Annotated in this window: 14 protein-coding genes and 1 pseudogene; 6 read left to right on the forward strand and 9 right to left on the reverse strand. The window is 65.3% G+C overall.

The features are described 5' to 3' along the window. Nucleotides 1-463: 463 nt before the first annotated feature. Both ACT6SE_RS10315 and ACT6SE_RS10320 read right to left on the reverse strand, forming a co-directional pair. Nucleotides 464-886 carry a nuclear transport factor 2 family protein gene (locus tag ACT6SE_RS10315; RefSeq protein WP_153643313.1) on the reverse strand — a complete coding sequence of 141 codons (423 nt, stop codon included), beginning with the start codon at nt 884-886 and terminating at the stop codon, nt 464-466. Nucleotides 887-1,002: 116 nt separating this feature from the next. Then, entirely contained in the window at nt 1,003-1,572 is a 570-nt protein-coding gene (locus tag ACT6SE_RS10320; protein WP_046430658.1) for a TetR/AcrR family transcriptional regulator, read from the reverse strand. 166 nt (nt 1,573-1,738) lie between these two features. Between ACT6SE_RS10320 and ACT6SE_RS10325 the strand changes: the two genes are divergently transcribed. Then, entirely contained in the window at nt 1,739-2,692 is a 954-nt protein-coding gene (locus tag ACT6SE_RS10325; protein ID WP_046430660.1) for an alpha/beta fold hydrolase, read from the forward strand. 54 nt (nt 2,693-2,746) lie between these two features. Here ACT6SE_RS10325 and ACT6SE_RS10330 read toward each other — a convergent pair whose 3' ends face one another. Together ACT6SE_RS10330 and ACT6SE_RS10335 are read right to left on the reverse strand one after the other, a co-directional pair. Continuing rightward, nucleotides 2,747-3,943, reverse strand: coding sequence for a GAF domain-containing sensor histidine kinase (locus tag ACT6SE_RS10330; protein ID WP_046430662.1), 1,197 nt, complete (start codon nt 3,941-3,943; stop codon nt 2,747-2,749). Nucleotides 3,944-3,997: 54 nt separating this feature from the next. After that, entirely contained in the window at nt 3,998-4,897 is a 900-nt protein-coding gene (locus ACT6SE_RS10335; protein ID WP_230548505.1) for a GlxA family transcriptional regulator, read from the reverse strand. 155 nt (nt 4,898-5,052) lie between these two features. Here ACT6SE_RS10335 and ACT6SE_RS10340 point away from each other — a divergent pair, with 155 nt between their 5' ends. Next, on the forward strand, nt 5,053-5,856 hold the full coding sequence (locus tag ACT6SE_RS10340) for an SDR family NAD(P)-dependent oxidoreductase (RefSeq protein ID WP_046430666.1): 804 nt from the start codon (nt 5,053-5,055) through the stop codon (nt 5,854-5,856). Nucleotides 5,857-5,915: 59 nt separating this feature from the next. Here the strand turns inward: ACT6SE_RS10340 and ACT6SE_RS10345 are convergent, their stop codons facing one another. Continuing rightward, on the reverse strand, nt 5,916-8,561 hold the full coding sequence (locus ACT6SE_RS10345; protein ID WP_046430667.1) for an excinuclease ABC subunit UvrA: 2,646 nt from the start codon (nt 8,559-8,561) through the stop codon (nt 5,916-5,918). Nucleotides 8,562-8,835: 274 nt separating this feature from the next. Between ACT6SE_RS10345 and ACT6SE_RS10350 the strand changes: the two genes are divergently transcribed. Beyond that, nucleotides 8,836-9,090, forward strand: a complete 255-nt coding sequence (locus tag ACT6SE_RS10350) for a hypothetical protein (protein ID WP_014647163.1) — start codon at nt 8,836-8,838, stop codon at nt 9,088-9,090. Then, entirely contained in the window at nt 9,087-9,509 is a 423-nt protein-coding gene (locus tag ACT6SE_RS10355; RefSeq protein WP_014647164.1) for a low affinity iron permease family protein, read from the forward strand. Before ACT6SE_RS10350 ends, ACT6SE_RS10355 begins: the two co-directional genes overlap by 4 nt. Nucleotides 9,510-9,530: 21 nt before the next feature. Here the strand turns inward: ACT6SE_RS10355 and ACT6SE_RS10360 are convergent, their stop codons facing one another. Next, complete coding sequence (locus ACT6SE_RS10360) at nt 9,531-11,024, reverse strand: FAD-dependent oxidoreductase (RefSeq protein WP_046430668.1); 1,494 nt, start codon at nt 11,022-11,024, stop codon at nt 9,531-9,533. Nucleotides 11,025-11,249: 225 nt separating this feature from the next. On the opposite strand from ACT6SE_RS10360, the gene ACT6SE_RS10365 reads away from it, so the two are divergent. Further along, entirely contained in the window at nt 11,250-11,480 is a 231-nt protein-coding gene (locus ACT6SE_RS10365) for a hypothetical protein (RefSeq protein ID WP_014647166.1), read from the forward strand. Between the two features lie 9 nt (nt 11,481-11,489). Here ACT6SE_RS10365 and ACT6SE_RS10370 read toward each other — a convergent pair whose 3' ends face one another. From ACT6SE_RS10370 to ACT6SE_RS10380, 3 genes and pseudogenes are all read right to left on the reverse strand, one after another. Next, the gene (locus tag ACT6SE_RS10370) at nt 11,490-11,939 is read right to left on the reverse strand and encodes a BLUF domain-containing protein (RefSeq protein WP_014647167.1); all 450 of its coding nucleotides are present in this window, start codon (nt 11,937-11,939) and stop codon (nt 11,490-11,492) included. Between the two features lie 138 nt (nt 11,940-12,077). After that, nucleotides 12,078-14,626: pseudogene (ligD, locus tag ACT6SE_RS10375) on the reverse strand (DNA ligase D). Nucleotides 14,627-14,639: 13 nt separating this feature from the next. Further along, the gene (locus tag ACT6SE_RS10380; RefSeq protein ID WP_014647169.1) at nt 14,640-14,816 is read right to left on the reverse strand and encodes a DUF3606 domain-containing protein; all 177 of its coding nucleotides are present in this window, start codon (nt 14,814-14,816) and stop codon (nt 14,640-14,642) included. A 247-nt stretch (nt 14,817-15,063) separates the two neighbouring features. On the opposite strand from ACT6SE_RS10380, the gene ACT6SE_RS10385 reads away from it, so the two are divergent. Continuing rightward, a complete protein-coding gene (locus ACT6SE_RS10385; RefSeq protein ID WP_046430673.1) occupies nt 15,064-15,561 on the forward strand; it encodes a YciE/YciF ferroxidase family protein in 498 nt (165 codons plus the stop codon). Nucleotides 15,562-15,571: the final 10 nt, after the last annotated feature.

The raw sequence follows: 15,571 nt of genomic DNA on the forward strand, positions 1-15,571 counted from the left end.
ACTTGGCACAGTGACCTCCTGGCGTTCGGGAAAATCCCGTGGCTGGATGGACGCGCTCACACTACCCAAGGGGCACTATGCCCATCTGCGGGGTACAGGCCTGTGAAGTCGGCGACATGTACGGCTGGCAACCAGCCTGAGTGCCCAGAACAACATGATGTGGTAAGCCCGAAGAAATCGACTGCATCTAGCCATTTCAAAGACACCCGGACTCATTCCCAGCCTGGAGGCCAACTACGGCGAGCTTGACTGAGTCGCCACGCTCGCTTCCCTCGTAGGCAGATGGCTTCTCTCTTCCTATCGTTTGCTGGCACATCACCAAGACGCCATGCGAGCCGCTTGCTCAAGTTGGGAATCCGCAACCTTCACTCTTCAGCGCGGCACTCTTGAGCCATGCGTATGCCATCACTGTATGGCTCACAGTTCGTACCCGAGCGCGCTTCTCCTGGCGCCTCAGGGGCGATCACATGCCCAGATCAGACAACCCCGGGTGATCATCCGGGCGACGCCCCAACGGCCAATGGAACTTGCGGTCGCTTTCCTTGATCGGCAGGTCGTTGATGCACGAGAAGCGGCGCTGCATCAGGCCATCCTCTCCGAATTCCCAGTTTTCGTTGCCATAGGAACGGAACCAGTTGCCGGAGTCGTCGTGCCATTCGTACGCGTAGCGGACCGCAATGCGGTTTTCGGTAAAGGCCCAGAGCTCCTTGATCAGGCGGTACTCGAGTTCCTTGTTCCATTTGCGTGCCAGGAACTGCCGGGCTTCCTCCCGGCCATTGGTGAATTCGGCACGGTTACGCCACTGGGTGTCGAGCGAATAGGCAAGCGACACCTTGTCGGCATCGCGGGAATTCCAGCCATCCTCGGCAAGGCGCACCTTCTGCATGGCCGATTCAAGGGTGAACGGAGGAAGTGGCGGACGGGGTTGTTCTGCGGACACGGGGAGACCTCCAATCGAAATGGATATACGGGTTGCTTCAAAGGATCTGGCGTACCCAGGCGCTAACGCTTGGCCTGTTCCAACAACAGCTTCGCGACATCCTTCGCGGTGTCTGCGGCGCTGTAATCACCCATCACACGCGACAGGGTGATGGCGCCTTCCATCAGGATCAGCAGCTGACGGGCCAGGTCCGCCGGCTGCTCCACATCCAGTTGTTCGGTAAGTTCCCGCGTGTAATCGAGCAGCTTCTGCTTGTGATTCCGCGCGATTTCCCGGATCGGATCGGCAGGGTCGCCGACCTCCCCTGCGGTATTGATGAAGGCGCAACCGCGATAGCCCTCGGACTGGAACCAGTTCTTGAGCACGGTGAACATGCCGAGGATGCGTGCTTCCGGGCTGTCCGCCTTCTCGCACTCATGCCGGAACCAGGCGAGCCAGCGCACGTCGCGCGCCTTCAATGCAGCGGCGGCCACGTCGTCCTTGTTCTCGAAGTGGCGGTAGATGCTCTTGCGCGCCACGCCCGAGGTCTTCACCAGCAGATCCATGCCGGTGGCGTGGATCCCGTTCTGGTAGATCAGCGCCTCGGCCGTGGCCAGGATCTTCTGTTGGGTGTCGGTGGTGAGCTTGCTCATGGCTGCAAAGTAGAACGAACGTTCTACTCTGTCAACAGGCGATCGAGCGATTGGTGTGCGCACGTCCATGCAAGACGATCTATCAAGAAATCAGGACACTTCATCACCCGGACGCCTGATTCCAGGCGCAAAGTACGTCTCACCACCCACCCATGAGAGTTTCCGCATGAACACCTTCGCCCGTACCCTGGCCGTTGCCGCCCTCGCCCTCTCGGTCCAGGCCGGCCTGTCCGCGCAGGCCGCCGAACCAGCCAAGCCGGCTCCGGTCACCGCCATCGCGCGCACTGCCAGCTACATCACCACCGCCGACGGCGTACAGCTGTACTACAAGGACTGGGGCCCGAAGGACGGCCCGGTCGTGACCTTCAGCCATGGCTGGCCGTTGAATTCGGACAGCTGGGAGTCGCAGATGATCTTCCTGGCCAACCATGGCTACCGCGTCATCGCGCACGACCGTCGCGGCCACGGGCGCTCCAGCCAGCCGTGGGACGGCAACGACATGGATCACTACGCCGATGACCTGGCCACGGTCATCAACACACTGGACCTGCACGATGTGACCCTGGTGGGCTTCTCCACCGGTGGTGGCGAAGTGGCGCGCTACATCGGCCGGCATGGCACCGGCCGGGTCAAGAAGGCCGTGCTGATCAGCTCGGTGCCGCCGTTCATGCTGAAGACCGCCGACAACCCCAACGGCCTGCCGATCGAAGTGTTCGATGGCATCCGCAAGGCGCAGATGGATAACCGCGCGCAGCTGTATCGGGACATTCCGTCGGGCCCGTTCTATGGCTTCAACCGCCCCGGTGCGAAGGTGTCGCAGGGGCTGATCGATGCGTGGTGGGCGCAGGGCATGCAGGGCGGCCATAAGAACACCTACGATTCGATCGCCGCGTTCTCGGCCACCGATTTCCGCGCCGACCTGAAGAAGTTCGATGTCCCCACCCTGGTGATCCACGGTGACGACGACCAGATCGTGCCGATCGATATCTCTGGCCGCCAGTCAGCGAAACTGATCAAGGGCGCCAGGCTGATTGTCTACCCGGGTGCGCCGCATGGCCTGACTGACACCCACAAGGACAAGCTCAACCAGGACCTGCTGACGTACCTGCAGGAAAAGTGAGTGGCCAGGGCTCCGGCGCGGTGCCGGAGCCCTTCTGTTGCCTGGCGCCCACCTTCATGGACGCGCCGCGGTCGGCATCTGGAATGTGAACACGGTGCCGTCGCTCTCACTCGACTGCACGTCCAGTGTTCCGCCGTGGGACTTGGCAATTTCCGATGCAATGTAGATGCCCAGGCCAAGCCCTGGCCTGGGCAGCTCGCCCTGCTCACGCGAAAACGGGCTGAAAATCGTCCCCAGCCGCTCAGGCGCAATGCAGCCGGCGTTATGCACATCCAGCGTGAGGCGATGGGATGCGGCCTGAACCCTCAGCGTGACTGGGGCGGAACGCTCGCCGTGCTGGGCTGCGTTGGTCAGCAGGTTGGCCAGCAGCTGCGACAGCCTGCCGGTGTCGCAGACCACGCCACCTTCGATCCGCATCTGGACGTTGATGTCCTGCCGACCGGTAGCGATCGCCACTTCTTCTGCAACCTGTTCAAGCTCCGCCTGCAAGGTGTGGCTTTCCTGGAGCGAGACCGGAATGCCTCCTCCCAGCCGCCCCCTGGCGAAATCAAGCACATCACCGATGAGGCCATCCATCCGGGTGACGCCGGCGGCGATGTGCGCGAGCATCCGCTGCTGGCGCTCGGATGTTGCCTCAAGTTCCAGTGAATCGGCGGCCACGCTGATGGCCTGCAGCGGGCTGCGGAGGTCATGGCCCAGCACCGCGATGAACTGATCGCGCAGATCGGAAACACGCTGTGCCGTTGAAAGGGCTGTCTCTGCCTCCAGCAGCTGATCCTCTTTGTCGAGGTAGTTGCCAACGAGGTCGGCAAGCAGCTCCATGGATCGTTGGACATGCGCCTCATCAAAGTTGCCCGGCGACGAATCAATGGCACACAGGGTGCCGAAGAAACTTCCATCCGGCCGATGGATCGGCACGGAGGCGTAACTCTCCAGCCCATAGATCCTGGGCGTATGGTGTTTGGAATACAGCGGATGTGCACTGGCGTGCGCGAACACCACCGAGGTCGATGACTGCCTGATCTCGTCACAGAGGGTGGTTTCGAGGACCAGCTGCCCGCCCGGAACGAGCCCGAACCCCAGGGTGTCCAGGGTGGCGCAGGCGGTCCACGTGGTTTCTGTCACCCGGGCAATCGCGGTGAATCTTGAGCCTGTGATATGGGCGACGGTTTCAAGGATGCGCGGCACTGCTTCAATACGACCGATCTCAGCGATGTCATTCAGCAGGTGGGGATCGGTCAGTGTGTGCATGTAGTGGCAGTCGGGCGCAGTGGTGCATCATCCCATGAATCCAGCCATGAACACTCAGTCCGCCCCGCCCCGTGCGTTGCGCCGCAGCGATTGCGGCGGCTGGCCGAAGGCGCGCAGGAAGGCACGTCGCATGCGTTCGGTATCACCGAAGCCCGTTTCAGTCGCCACTTCATCCATCGTGTAGCGGCTCTGCTCGATCAACACGCGAGCGGCCTCCACCCGCAGGCTCTCCACTGCCTTGGCGGGGGATTGCCCGGTTTCCTCGCGGAACGCGCGACTGAACTGGCGGGTGCTCAGATGCGCGGCCTGCGCCAGTTCTTCAACCGACAAGGTGGCGCGCAGATTGCGGCGTGCAAAGGTCAGCGCGTTCTGGATGCGATCAGACCGGGCATCCAGCTCGAGCAGCACCGAATGCTGGGACTGCCCGCCTCCGCGCCGATGGTAGATCACCAGCTTCCGGGCCACCGCCCTGCACAGATCCGCACCGAAGTCCTGCTCGATCATGCCAAGCGCCAGGTCCAGCCCCGCGCTCATGCCGGCGGAGGTCCAGATCGGGCCATCGGTGATGAAGATGCGGTCTTCCTCCACCTGCGCGGCGGGAAAGCGCTGCCTGAGCGCACGTGCGTGGAACCAGTGCGTGGTGGCGCGGCGCCCGTCCAGCAACCCCGCTTCGCCGAGAAGGAACGCGCCGGTGCACACAGACGCGGTCCTGCGCGTGCGGGCGGCCGCGTGACGGATCGGATCGATCAGCGCGCCGCTGGACGGGGCTGGCTCCAGCAGGCCGGCCACGATCATGGTATCCAGCGGCTGCTGCGCAAGCGGCGCTGTCTGCATGGCCATGCCAAGCGAGCTGGGCACCAGCCCGCCCTGTTCGGACAGCATGTGCAGATCGTAAAGGCGCGCGCCTTCGGTGGCATTGGCCAGTTCGAAGGCGGACGCCGCGGCGATCGCCATGGTCTGGAATCCGGCGGGCAGGACAAATCCAACACTGGGCATGACGGTTTTTCAGGGGTGTCCGTAAACGAGGTATATACGACATTTACGCCACGTACAAGCCGGCCTAGATTTCCCCTGACCCCGGCGACGTTCGCCGGTTCGGACTGACCTCTGTGAACGACCCTACCCATCACGGCACCGCACTCATCACTGGCGCATCGTCTGGCATCGGGGCGATCTATGCTGATCGCCTGGTCCACGCCGGCCATGACCTGATCCTGGTCGCGCGACGCGCCGACCGCCTGCGCCAACTGGCCGAAGCGCTGGCCCGCAGCACCGGCCGCACGGTGGACATCGTCGCCGCGGACCTGACCACCTCCGACGGGCGTGCCGAAGTTGAAAAGGTCATTCAAGGCCGAGCGGATATCCAGGTGCTGGTCAACAATGCCGGTATCGGCGCTACGGCGCCCCTGCTGCAGTCGGACATCGGCGAGATGGAGCGCCTGATCACGCTCAACGTGAACGCCGCGATGCGCCTGGCCTATGCTGCAGCGCCGGTGTTTGTGGCCCGTGGCCGGGGCACGATCATCAACATCGCCTCCATCGTCGCGCTGGCACCGGAGCTGCTCAACGGGGTCTACGCGGGAAGCAAGGCGTTCGTGCTGGCGTTCTCGCAGTCGCTCCACCATGAGCTGGCCGACAAGGGCGTGCGTGTCCAGGTCGTCCTGCCGGGCGCCACCGCAACCGACTTCTGGCACCTTTCCGGCCTGCCGGTGGAGCACCTGCCACAGGGCATCGTGATGAGCGCCGAAGACATGGTGGACGCGTCCCTGGCCGGGCTGGCGCAGGGTGAACTTGTGACCATTCCCGCGCTTCCGGACATCGCTGAGTGGGACGCCTTCGAGCAGGCACGCAAGGCAATGGCACCGGGCCTTTCGCGTGCGAAGCCGGCGCCGCGCTATGTGAGCGGCGCCTGATCGGCGAACGGCTTGCAGATGCCCGGCGTGGTGGAGTGCGATAGCCGGGGATGACGTCGCTACAGCGCCAGTTCCCTGGCAAGGAACGGCGCCGTCCTGCTGCCCTTGGCGCGGGCCACCTGGCGTGGCGTACCCTTCGCCACGATGGTTCCACCTGCGCCGCCTGCGCCCGGGCCGACGTCAATCACCCAGTCGGCCTGTGCGACAGAACGCATGTCGTGCTCGATCATCACCACGGTGTTTCCCGCGTCCACCAGCCGCTGCAACTGCACCAGCAGCCTGTCTGCGTCCAACGCATGCAGGCCGGTGGTGGGTTCGTCCAGTACATAGAGCGTGCGGCCGCGTTGGCTGCGCTGCAGCTCGGTCGCCAGCTTGATGCGTTGCGCCTCGCCCCCTGAAAGCTCCGTGGCCGGCTGGCCGAGCCTGAGATAGCCCAGGCCGATCTCCTGCAGCAGCTGCAGCGGCCGCGCGATGGCTTCCTCACCGGCGAAAAATGCCTGTGCCTGGTCGACCGTCATCTGCAGGACCTCGGCAATGTTGCGGCCGTTCCACAACACCTTCAGCGTGGCCTCGTTGTAGCGGGCGCCATGGCAGGCGGGGCATGGCGCATAGACACTGGGCATGAACAGCAGTTCGACGCTTACGAAACCCTCGCCTTCGCAGGTCTCGCACCGGCCCTTGGCCACGTTGAACGAGAAGCGACCTGCATCGAAGCGGCGGCGTCGCGCGTCGGGGGCCGCGGCGAACAGCTTGCGGACGTGATCGAACAGGCCGGTATAGGTGGCCAGGTTGGAGCGTGGCGTGCGGCCGATCGGTTTCTGGTCCACCTGCACCACGCGCTGGATGGCATCCACGGCTCCGGCAAGCTGGCCCCGCGTCGCTTCGATCACGGTTGGCCCGTCCTCGGGCGTACTGTCGGCGCTGTCGTCCACGGGCTCGTGCCCCAGGTGCAGCAGCATCAGCTCGGGCAGCGCCTGCGCCATCAGGCTGGACTTGCCCGATCCGGAAATGCCGGTCACTGCGGTCAGCACTCCCAGCGGCAGCTGCGCGTCCACGCCCTGCAGGTTGTGGCGGTGGATGCCCTTCAGCTCCAGCCAGCGGTCGGCGCTGCGTTGCCGGCTGGCAGGCGCAGGCACCTGGTCGAACAGGTACCGCGCGGTGCGCGAGTCCTCGATGCGGCGCAGGCCGTCGGGCTCGCCACTGTAGAGAACGCGCCCGCCGTGCTCGCCCGCTTGCGGTCCCACGTCCACCAGCCACTGTGCACGTCGCATCAGCTCCAGATCGTGTTCAACGACGAACACCGAGTTGCCGCCATCGCGCAGCCGGTCCAGCGCGTCGTACAGCGCCTGGCTGTCGGCCGGATGCAGGCCGGCCGAGGGCTCATCGAGCACGTACAGCACACCAAACAGCAACGAGCTGAGCTGTGTGGCCAGCCGCAGGCGCTGCAGTTCGCCGGCCGACAGCGTGGGCGTGGCGCGATCCAGCGAGAGATACCCCAGGCCCAGCTCGCGCAGCTGCCGTACCCGCGCCATGACCCCACCCGCCAGTCGCTGCGCGGCCAGGCGCTTCTCCTCCGACAGGGCCGAGGTCAGCCGCACATCGGGCGCGCCTTCGTGGGTCGCGTGGCCACTTGCTGCGCGCTTGGCGCGATCGCGGGGCGTCGCACTCCTGCGGGTGCGTGCGCCGTGGCTGTGTGCACTGAAGTCGCCCTGCGCGATGGGCTCGAGCAGCCCGGCCAGTTGATCCAGCGGCAGCCGCATGAATTCACCGATGTCCACACCGGCAAAGGTGACCGAAAGCGCTTCGGGCTTCAGTCGCTTGCCCTGGCAGGCGGGGCACAGCTTGCCTTCCATGTAGCGCGAGACACGCTTGCGCATCAGCGCGCTCTGGGTGTTGGCGAAGGTGTGCAGCACGTAGCGACGGGCGCCGGTGTAGGTTCCCATGTAACTGGGCTCCAGCTTGCGCTTGAGTGCGGCACGCGTCTCGGCAGGCGTGAAGCCGGCATAGACGGGCACGGTCGGCGTGTCCTCGGTGAACAGGATCCACTCCCGGTCCTTCTTCGGCAGCTTCTTCCACGGCACGTCGATGTCGTAGCCCAGGGTGACCAGGATGTCGCGCAGGTTCTGGCCATGCCAGGCCGGCGGCCAGGAGGCGATGGCGCGCTCGCGGATGCTCAGCGACGGGTCCGGCACCATCAGCGCTTCGGTCACTTCGTAGACGTGGCCCAACCCATGGCAGGTGCTGCAGGCCCCCTGCGGTGTATTGGGCGAGAAGTCCTCGGCGTACAGCATGGGCTGGTGGGCCGGGTACGCGCCTGCACGCGAATACATCATGCGTACCAGGCTGGACAGTGTGGTCACGCTGCCCACCGATGAACGTGCGTTGCTGGCACCGCGCTGCTGCTGCAGGGCCACCGCCGGCGGCAGGCCGTCGATGGCATCCACGTCGGGCACGCCCGCCTGGTCGATCAGGCGGCGCGCATACGGTGCGACGGATTCAAAGTAGCGCCGCTGGGCCTCGGCGAAGACCGTGCCGAACGCCAGCGAGGATTTGCCCGAACCCGATACCCCGGAGAACACCACCAGCGCATTGCGCGGAATGGAGACGTCGACGTTCTTCAGGTTGTGCTCGCGTGCGCCGCGGACCTCGATGCAGCCGCTGGCTGCGGCAGCGCATGACGACTCGCCAAAGGGGGTGTTGGACATCTTCGCGATCCTGCTGCCAATGAGTGGAATACATGCATGCGCACACGGGCGGCTATTGTCGCTGCTGCAGGGTGAATGGAGTGAGGGGATGTTGATTGCGTGCAGCGTCGGAACACCAGGTGGCCGACGCCAACCGCGCTATACGGCTGATTGTTAACCTGCATTGGCTGAAGGCTTGACGCCACGTTGCCGCACCCTTGATGCAGCCGCTCACAGTGCGGCTCCTATGCTGGGCCCGCCACTACGGCAGTGGGACCCAACCTGGAGATTCACCATGCAACGCGATCAGAAAGACCTGCCCCACCCGGACCCGGAAGCACAGCGCACCGATCCGGTCAGCCCGCTTCAGGCCAAGCTGCATAACCATCGCAATCATGAAGAGGCGTTGCAGGAGACGTTCCCGGCCAGTGACCCGATCTCGCCCTTCGTCGCAGCCCCGACGCCCGACGAGCAGGCCGCGCGCCTGGGTGAGCGGGTCAAACTGCCAGACCGCGAAACGGATGAGGAGGCCGGCGGAGGTGAGCAGTGATCCGGCGCGGCTTTGCACGCGTCGCGGCGGCCACGGCGCGGTTGTCCGGCAGTCTTGGGGCATTCGTCGCGGCACTGGGGGTGATCATCGCCTGGGCCGCCAGCGGGCCGGCCTTCCACTTCAATGACACCTGGCAGCTGGTGGTCAACACGGGCACCACCATCGTGACGTTCCTGATGGTATTCCTGATCCAGCATACCCAGAACGCTGACACCGCTGCGCTGCACATCAAGCTGGATGAGCTGATCCGGGTCAGCAAGGACGCCAACCAAGAGCTGCTGAACCTGGAATCGATGGAGCCGGCCCATCTTGAAGAGATACGCCAGCGCTACGAGGCACTGGCGAAGACCGCGGCGGACATCAAGTCCAAGAAGGAGCGCTGCATGCCCTGCGAAGCGGATGCAACCGCCGAAGCCTGAGGTCACCTTTGCGGCGGCAGCCTACAGCGATGCCGGTGTGAGGCCCTGCCTGGCGGGGCCCTCCAGCAGGGCCCCGGTGGCGGAAAAGCGGCTGCCGTGGCACGGGCAGTCCCATGTGCGTTCATGGCCATTCCATTGGACGACGCACTTGAGGTGCGGGCACAGCGCCGACATTGCGTGCAGCTGGCCATCATCATCGCGGTAGATCGCGGTGCGCTCTCCGTCCACGTCCAGCAGCGCACCGCACCCGCGGCCCAGCTCGCTGGGAGCGCGCGACGACGCGGTTCCAAGGCGATCGCCCACCATGTGCCGCGCAACCGTGGCGTTGGTGCGGGCCCAGCCTGCAGCCGAGCGCAGCGGGGTAAAGCGCATGGGGCTGAGCAGCTGCTCGATCTCGCTGGTCGTTCCCGTGACTCCCTCCGTGATCGCGCGCGCGGCCACGCCCGCCCAGGTCAATCCGTCCGGCCCATAGCCGGTAGCGACCCATACATTGTCGTGCGCGCTGCTGCCGATGTAGGGCAGCTGATCCGCGGCCCGGAACTGCTGCGCGGACCAGCACAGCGGCTCGCCCTGCACGCTGAAGTTGCGACGCGCGTCGGCGACCAGATGCTGGGCCGGATCCATCGCCGGGGTTTCGCCAGTGCGATGTGTCTCCCCGACCAGCACCAGCCAGTCGCGGCCATCAGCGCCATGCACCCCGCGCAGCGAGCGGTGCCGGTCGGCGATCCAGTGAATGCCTGCCGCTGGCGGATTGGCCACCGGTACCGCTACGCCGTATTCGCGGTACACCTCCATCTCGGCCTGCACCAGGTTGAATCCTGCTGGCGAGTGGGTGGCCAGCACAAAGTGCCTGGCATGGATGCGGGCACCAGGGGCCGTCGCCACTCCGGCTGAAGCCTCGATGCGGGTGATCCGGGTCCAGTCGTGGATGCGCACGCGGCCCACCAGATGACGGGCCAGTTCCCTGCAGAACGCCGCCGGATGCAACTGCGCCTGGTCGGGAACGCGGAAAGCGTGGGCCAAGGTGAACGGCAGCCCGGATTGGCGGTGCTCGCAATGCAGGCCAACGCGTTGGTAGGCCTGCAGCTCGCGTTCGAACTGCGCCGTGGCCTCGCGCGAACGCTCCTGCACGCCGTACTGCATGGCCACGCGCTCGAAGCCACAGTGCAGATCGTAGCGGTGAACCAATGTTTCGATGGAACGCACCGCGTGTTGCCGCCACTGCACGACACGACGTGCCGTGTCACCGCCCCAACGCGCGATCAGGTCTGCCAGCCGGGACACGGGAGCGTAAAGATTGCCGGTTGACATCACCGTGTTGCGTCCGCCGATGGGGCCGGCATCCACCACTACCACATCCAGGCCGCTGTCGGCCAAGCGGGCGGCGGTCAACAGGCCCGTCATGCCTGCACCGACCACGAGCACGTCCGCGCGCGTGGTCCCGGCGAGCGGGCGGAAGCCGTGCGGATCGGAATCAGCTGACCATAAGCTGGCGCGCGGGGACGGGTCGGCCATGAAAAGGATCCTTGCAGGTTCATCGGAGAGCCTTCCCTGATACGCCCTGCCGGGTGAAACGACGGTGGCGTGTCCGTGCAGGAAATGCTCACGTGCGTGGCACTGCCGCGGTGAGGATCAAGACGGGGTGAGTGCCGCATGGACACGATGCCAGCGTCGCCTGCGCGAACCGCGACCCTCTGCTTGCAGCGTGATTGCTAACGTGGCTGCATGGAGGGCCAGGCAGTGAGCACGCACCTGGAAATCGACCTGATGATCGCGCAACTGGAGGAAATGCTGCCCACCTGGGCGGCGTTCTATCCCGAGCCGCAGTTCATCCGCATGCTCGCCGAGGCGCTGGACTACATCGCTGCCAGTGCTGACCCGGATGCCCGCCTGTACTGCGTGATGCGCACCGGGCACCTCGATTCGTGCAGCGGCGAGATCCCCTGGGCGGCGCGCTATGGGGGCCGCTAGGCCGATCAATCACGCCGCGACGGCATAGGGTTCCACCAACCTGGCCAGGACGTCCATCGCCGTCTCGGTTGGCGCATCGTCACCGGTCCGCTGGGCGAACCCTGACCAGTCCGCGCGCGCAAGACTCTTCAACTGCTCGGGTTGCGTCGGCAGCCAGCGCATCGGCCAGAACGGGAGACGCCGGTTGCCTACCCTGCCGCGCTGCAGTTCGATCAGTCCCGTGTGGCTTGTAGCACCGAGTACCCGCGAGTACGCCACGCTTAAGCCATCTTCGGGCCCCTCCATGTACTGCAGGAACCGGGCGCCATCGAACAGCAGTACGCCGGTAACGCCGGCATTCCGGTTGAAGCGCGCGGCATCATCGACCAGGTCGTCCAGCTTCCCGCTGCGCAGGCCCAACGGGTCACCCGCAACGGCCGGGCCCGCCTCACTTATGTATGCGACTGCCCTGATCGGCATTGGCTGCTCCTGTAGCGAATCCCCCCAGATTCCGTATCGCAAGCATAGGCCAACCGCGCCGACGATATGTTCCGGCCCTGTGTATTCTGCGAATCAGTTGGGTTCGGGCTGACGGACGGTACGCAGCACGGGCCTGGCCTACGGGTCTGCCCGGGCCCATCGGGCGAGATTCTGCTTCACTTCCGCGATGCCGGCCCAAGGGTCCTTGCGGCGACGTCTGAGCTTTGCGGGTACGTCCTTGATCGTGAAGGCGTCGGCGCGCTTGAGTTTCGCCAGATCACCCCAGGCGATCGGCAGTGCCACCGGCGCGCCCGGCCGGGCGCGCAACGAATAGGACGCGACCGCCGTTGCACCGCGCCCATTGCGCAGATAGTCGACGAAGATCCGCTTGTTGCGCAGGCTCTTGGTGGCGGTTGCCAGGAACCGCTGCGGTTCGGACTGTGCCAATGCATCGGCGAAACCCTTCGCAAAACGCTTGGTCAGGTCCCAATCGCACCCTGGGTTGAGCGGCACGACCACGTGCAGGCCCTTGCCGCCGGAGACTCGCAGGAACGATTCCAGTTCCAGCTGCGCCAGCAGTTTCCGGATGTCGGTTGCCGCTTTCTTGACTTCGGCAAAGGGCACATCCGGTCCGGGATCCAGATCGAACACCACCCGGTCGGCACTGTCGGGCGCCTCGGCGTGGCTGCCCCAAGGGTGGAACTCCAACGCGTTGAACTGCACCAGTTCCAGCAGGCTGGCTGCGTCCCGCACCACCAGGTAATGGGCGTTGATGCCGCTTTCCTGCTTCAGCCTTACCGAATCGACCAGCGCCAGCCCGGCCGTATGGTGTTTCTGGAAGAAGCAGGGCTTTGCGGTGCCACTGGGGCAGCGGATGATCGACAGCGGACGATCCACCACCTCGGGCAGGAGGTGCGCCATCACTGCTGCGTAGTAATCCCACACGTCCTGCTTGGTGTAGCCGTCGCCGGGAAACAGGATCTTGCCTGGGGACGACAGCACGGGGGCGCGCGATCCGTTGCCGGCGCCCTTTCCACCCGGCGCCCACGCCGCGCGGGCGCTTGCGACCGCGCAGCGGCCGGGGCCGCTCCGGCGCGATCGGAATCGGCGAGGTCGGCGATATCCTTGTCCGCCCGCACCGCCTTCAGCGACGCCTGGCGCAACAGTTGCTGCCCACCGATTCCGCGGTAGAAGACCTCCACCACGAAACGCGGTTCGAACCAGGTCGCGGCGCGCAGATCGGTGTCCTGCGTGGGCACGTACGCGGTTGGCTTGCGGCCGCCGCCGCCCTTGATGCGCTTGCTGATGTCGCCAATCAGTTCATCCGAGAACCCGGACCCGACGCGCCCTGCGTAGAGCCAGCCATGCGTTGCGTCTGGCCGGGCCAGCAGCAGCGAACCAAAGCCGGTGCGGCTGCCTTTGGGTGCGGTGTAGCCCACCACCGCGAACTCGTCGCTGGCCAGCTGCTTCGTCTTGCGCCAGTCCTCGCTGCGGCCGCTGTGGTAGCTGCGATCGGCGCGCTTGGAAATGATGCCCTCGAAGTGCCGCTCACCGGCCAGACGATAGGCCTGGTCGCCATCCCCCTGTACATGCGAACTGAATGCCAATGGGCTGCCCTGCCCCTCCAGCACCGATTGCAGCAGGGTCTTGCGCTCAAGCAGGGGCGCATCGGCCACATCCACGCCATCAAGATGCAGCAGATCGAACAGCGCATACGTCAGGACGCCTTGCTTCTCGCCGGAAAGCGTGGCCTGCAGCAGGTTGAAGTCTTCCTTGGTGCCGGCGCCGGCGATCAGCTCGCCGTCCAGTGCCGCCGACCTCAGGCCCAGGGCCGCGATCGCATCACGTATTTCGGGAAGTTTGGCGGTCCATTCCAGCGCGTTCCGTGACCACAGCTGCACGTTGCCCTCAGCCACCGTAGCAAGGATGCGGTACCCGTCCCATTTGATCTCATGCACCCACTGCCCGCCCTGGGGCGGCGCTTCGCCCAGCTTGGCCAACTGCGGCTCAAACGGCCCGGACGGCGCTGCCGCCCTTTTCGCCTTGCTGAGCGCCAGGGCCTTCTTCGCCCAGTTCTTTCGCCGGGCGCGTCTGGCAGGTACCGCCGTCAGCCGCTTCTTCCCGGCCTTGCCGGCGCCGGCTCGCTTCAGATCCTCCGGTGGCGCTTCAGCGACGTCCCCTAGCAGATCGTCTGCCTCGATATCGCTGGCAAATTCGTCGTCGTCCTTGAACAGCAGCCACTGTGGCTGGCGCGCGGGCTTTCCCGACCGGACCAGATGCCAGCCGCCTTTCAACTTGGTACCGAACAGCTCGAAGCGCAGATGGCCCTTGGCGAGCTGGGCTTCCGGATCGCCCTGCGTGGCCCATACACCGTGGTCAAACTGGGCGACATGGCCGCCGCCGTACTGACCCTTGGGAATATCACCCTCGAACGCCGCGTAGTCCACCGGGTGGTCTTCCACTTCCACCGCCATGCGCTTGACCTTCGGGTCGTAACTGGGGCCTTTGGGCACCGCCCAGCTCTTCAGCGCATCGCCAACCTGCAGGCGGAAGTCATAGTGCCTGCGGCTGGCATGATGCAGCTGCACCACGAAAATGGCGCGCTGGCCTTTCGGCAGCGCCTTGCCCGGCTCGGGCTCCTTGGTCTGGTCAAAACGACGCTTGCGGCGATACTCGACCAGGGACATGGCCAGCTCCGCGCTATTTGCCCAGGTGCTTCCGGACAGCAACCGCCGTGGGCCCGACTGCCGCGACGGCCGCGCGAAGTTCGTCGGCGGACACGCCCAGCGTCGTGGTCCAGTACCGCAGTTCGTAATCCTCATTGACGTTGATGCGGTCCCGGTCCGGGCTGCCGGCGTTGTTCTTGTCATCGCTCATGGGAGTCTCCAGCGTGATCGGGGGTGAACTGACCGTACCGGCCATTCCATGGGCACGGAGCGATGCCACTGTGAAGCCATGGCGAAGGCCGCCGGCACGGCGTCCTGCCGATGCGCGAAAGACGCTGCTTCGTGAAGGCAGCGCGCAGGGTCCGCGTGGGAATTCACATGCCGCCTTCACTCCTTCCCCGCCTGATCGCAACCGGACGGGACCTACTCTGGGCACTCCATTCACAGCGGAGCCCAGCATGGCTATCAAGACGGCGGAAGATCTGTTCATCCACGAGCTCTCGGACATCTACAGCGCCGAGAAGCAGCTGACCAAGGCGCTTCCGCGCCTGGCCCGTGCGGCCGAGAATCCGGATCTGGCCGCAGCGTTCGAAACGCACCTGGAAGAAACCCAGGGGCAGATCGAACGCATCGACCAGGTGGTCGAGGTGCTCGGCATCCGCCTGAAGCGCATCAAGTGCGCGGCGATGGAAGGCCTGGTCGAGGAAGGCAAGGAGGTGATCGACAGCATCGACAAGGGGCCGGTGCGCGACGCTGCCCTGATCGGTGGCGCGCAGAAGGTCGAGCATTATGAAATTGCCTCCTACGGCACCATCGCCGCGCTGGCCAGGCAGCTGGGCTACAAGGACGCCCTGCCGTTGCTGCTGGAGACGCTGGAGGAAGAAAAGGCGACCGATGAGAAGCTGACCCTGCTGGCCAAGGGCGGCGGCAATGCCAAGGCCACGCAGGCCGCCTGAGTCGAATCGC

This window comes from Stenotrophomonas sp. LC732 (assembly GCF_052446685.1).
Taxonomy (GTDB): domain Bacteria; phylum Pseudomonadota; class Gammaproteobacteria; order Xanthomonadales; family Xanthomonadaceae; genus Stenotrophomonas; species Stenotrophomonas muris.